We start from the raw sequence: 3,345 nt of genomic DNA, 5'->3' as shown, positions 1-3,345 counted from the left end.
CTCCCCTACTCCCCTACAACCTACCCCCCTCCACTTCCGTATCTTCCCCATGAACCTGATCTACGCCGCCCTTGCCTTCCTGATGGCGCTTGTCTTCGGCTTTGTCGGCATCACCCGCGTCGGCTCATGGTTGATCGAGCACCGCGATCCGCCGTTCGGCGAGTTCGCCGACATCGACGGCGCCCGCATCCACTATGTCCATGTTCCGGCACCCGCCAACGCCGAGCTGCCGCCGATCGTCTTCATCCACGGCGCCAGCGCCAATCTCAGGGACCAGATGCTGCCGCTGCGTCCCTTGCTCGAAGGCCGCGCCGAAATGCTGTTCTTCGACCGGCCAGGCCACGGCTGGTCGGGTCGCGGCACCAACAACGAGAACCCGTCGGCGCAGGCCAACACCATTGCCGCACTGATGGACCATCTCGGCATCAGGAAGGCTGTCATCGTCGGCCATTCCTTCGGCGGCGTGGTGACATCGGCCTTTGGCCGCGAGCATCCAGACAAGACACTTGGACTGGTCTTCCTCGCACCGGCGACCCATCCATGGCCGGGCGGCGCAACCGCCTGGTACTACGATCTGACCACCATTCCCGTGCTCGGCTGGCTGTTTTCCGAAACGCTGACCTATCCGGCCGGTACACTGCAGATGGCCGACGCCACCACCTGCGTTTTCTCGCCCAACAAGGTGCCGGACAATTATCTCGGAATGGCCTCTATCCCGCTGGTGCTGCGACCAAAAGCCTTTCGCGCCAACGCCACCGATGTCGCCGGGCTCTATCGCTATGCCCTCGACGCCGCACCGCGCTACAACGAGATCAAGGCGCCAACCGTGGTCATTTCAGGCGATCGCGACAAGGTGGTCTATGCACATATCCATTCGGTCGGTCTGGCGCGCGACATTGCCGGTGCCGAACTCGTCTGGGTGCACAATCTCGGTCACAAGCCAGACTGGATCGCGCCCGACCTGACCGTCGGCGCCATCGAGAAGGTCGCCGGCAAGAGTATCGACCTGCAGGCGATGGCCAGGACCGTGGAGGCGCGCATCGCCGGCGACGCCTACGGCGCCGGCAGATGCGCCGATATCAAGGTACCGCAGGCCGAACTCGCGCCGACCTGAAGCCGGTCGCCCGAACCGTTCAGAGCCGACACGCTTTAGGAATCTAGCGGCTGACTTGTGTGTCCGACCCGATATAGGCGATGCGCAGCATGTTGGTCGAACCCGGTGTCCGCAGCGGTACGCCCGCGGTGATGATGACGCGGTCGCCTGGCTTGCCGAAGCCTTCGTCGAAGGCGATGCGGCAGGCGCGGTTGACCATGTCGTCGAGGTCGACGGCGTCGGGCGAGACAACGCAATGCGTGCCCCACAAAAGCGACAGCCGCCGCGCCGTGTTGAGGATCGGCGACAGCGCGATAACAGGCACTTGCGGCCGCTCGCGGGCGGCGCGCAGGCCTGTGGTGCCGGATGCAGTGTAGGTGATGATCGCCGACAGCTTCAGCGTTTCGGCGATCTCGCGCGCGGCCAGCGAAATGGCGTCGGCGCCGGTCGCTTCCGGCTCGGAGCGCTGGGCGTTGATGATGCCGGCATAGGTCGGATCGGTCTCGACCTTGGTGGCGATACGGTTCATCATTGCCACGGCCTCGACGGGATAGGCACCCGCCGCCGATTCCGCCGACAGCATGATGGCATCGGCGCCTTCGAAGACGGCGATCGAAACATCGGACACCTCGGCGCGGGTCGGCACCGGTGCCGTGATCATCGATTCCAGCATCTGCGTTGCAACCACCACCGGCTTGCCGGCGCGGCGTGCGGCGCGCGTGATCTGCTTCTGGATACCGGGCACCGCCTCGAGCGGCATCTCGACGCCGAGATCGCCGCGGGCGACCATCAGCGCGTCGGACAATTCGATGATCTCGGCCAGCCGGGCGACAGCCTGCGGCTTCTCGATCTTGGCCATGATCAGCGCCCGGCCGCGTGCGATCTTGCGCGCTTCGGCCAGATCCTCCGGCCGCTGCACGAAGGAAAGCGCCACCCAGTCTACGCCTGTGGCCAGCACGGCATCGAGGTCCTTGCGGTCCTTCTCGGTCAACGCGCCGACCGGCAGGTCGGTGTCAGGCAGGCTGACGCCTTTCTTGTCGGAAATCGTGGTGCCGGCGACGACGGTGCAGACGATCGATTTGCCGTCGCTCTTCACCGCCTTCAGCTCGAGCTTGCCATCGTCGATCAGCAGGCGATGGCCGGCTTCGACCGAGCTCAGGATTTCCGGATGCGGCAGATAGACCCTGGTCGAAGTGCCGGGCTCGGGATTGTCGTCGAGCGTGAAGGTCTGGCCTTGCGTCAGCACTTCCTTGCCGTTGGCGAACTTGCCGACGCGCAGCTTTGGCCCTTGCAGATCGGCGAGGATGCCGATCGGCCTGCCAACGGCTTCCTCGACAGCGCGGATGCGTCCGACCAGCGTGCGCATCAGTTCATGGTCGGTATGGCTCATATTGATGCGGAACACATCGGCGCCCGCTTCGAATAGTTTCTTCAGCATCTCCTCCGAGGAGGAGGCAGGACCGATGGTGGCTAGGATCTTGACCTTGCGGCTACGTCTCATTGACTGTTTGTTCCCGGGGTGGCTGGAGCGCCTCCCGTTGTGGACTCATCGGTCAGCTGGACCATCCAGCTTGCCTGTTCGCCCGTGTCATATTCCTGGAATCCGGCGCGCTGAAAGCCCCGGGCGACGCAGTCGGTTACGCCTGCGATCTTGAACTCTTTTTCAGCCACGCACATGTTGATCGGGCCGTCCCAGCGTCCACCGCGTTCGGCGTCTTCTGCATAAAGATAGTAAAACCTTGATGACAGCGGCCCTTCGATCAGCGTCTTGCAGCTCGATCCCTCGATGTGCCACCAGCCTTCGGTGATCCAGCCGGCCTTGGCGCGATAGCCGATGCCGACACCGACCAGGTTCTGCGTGGCGTTGCAGACGCGGAAATCGGCACGCGCCGGCGAAGCCACGACCATGGCCGACAGGCCGATGGCAAGAGTGAGGAGCGGCATGGCAAAGGCAGAGCGCATGCGCTGCCCGCCGGCGGAACTCATCCGAAAACCCCTCAAAAACCACATCAGCATCTCTCTGCGCCCCTTTTCGGAAAAGTCCGGGCGCATGTCAACGCACCGTTTTGTCCAATTCCAATCGATTTAGAAAGGCTCCGGCGCACAATTCGCCGACTTGTGCCAGATTTCCCGGGAAACCTTGGCCAAACAACGGCATTGCGCAAGCGTCGTCTTCGTGGAATGACGATAGCATCCTCCCCGGAAGCCAGCGAACAGACCATTTCCCGCCAATGACCCGACCCACAGCTCTC

At 63.5% G+C, this 3,345-nt stretch carries 3 protein-coding genes; 1 reads left to right on the top strand and 2 read right to left on the bottom strand.

The window, feature by feature from the left end; all coding sequences use genetic code 11:
• The first annotated feature begins 49 nt into the window (after positions 1-49).
• On the top strand, positions 50-1,114 hold the full coding sequence (locus EN991_RS28690) for an alpha/beta hydrolase (protein ID WP_127370007.1): 1,065 nt from the start codon (positions 50-52) through the stop codon (positions 1,112-1,114).
• 43 nt (positions 1,115-1,157) lie between these two features.
• Here the strand turns inward: EN991_RS28690 and pyk are convergent, their stop codons facing one another.
• Positions 1,158-2,594 carry a pyruvate kinase gene (gene pyk / locus EN991_RS28685; protein WP_013529204.1) on the bottom strand — a complete coding sequence of 479 codons (1,437 nt, stop codon included), beginning with the start codon at positions 2,592-2,594 and terminating at the stop codon, positions 1,158-1,160.
• Positions 2,591-3,079 carry a DUF1036 domain-containing protein gene (locus EN991_RS28680; RefSeq protein WP_013529203.1) on the bottom strand — a complete coding sequence of 163 codons (489 nt, stop codon included), beginning with the start codon at positions 3,077-3,079 and terminating at the stop codon, positions 2,591-2,593. Before EN991_RS28680 ends, pyk begins: the two co-directional genes overlap by 4 nt.
• Between the last annotated feature and the right edge of the window lie 266 nt (positions 3,080-3,345).

The sequence above is a fragment of the Mesorhizobium sp. M7A.F.Ca.US.005.03.2.1 genome, from assembly GCF_003997795.1.
Lineage (GTDB): Bacteria > Pseudomonadota > Alphaproteobacteria > Rhizobiales > Rhizobiaceae > Mesorhizobium > Mesorhizobium ciceri.
Note: the sequence above shows the minus strand (reverse complement) of the source record. Positions and strands in the feature narration are given on the sequence as shown.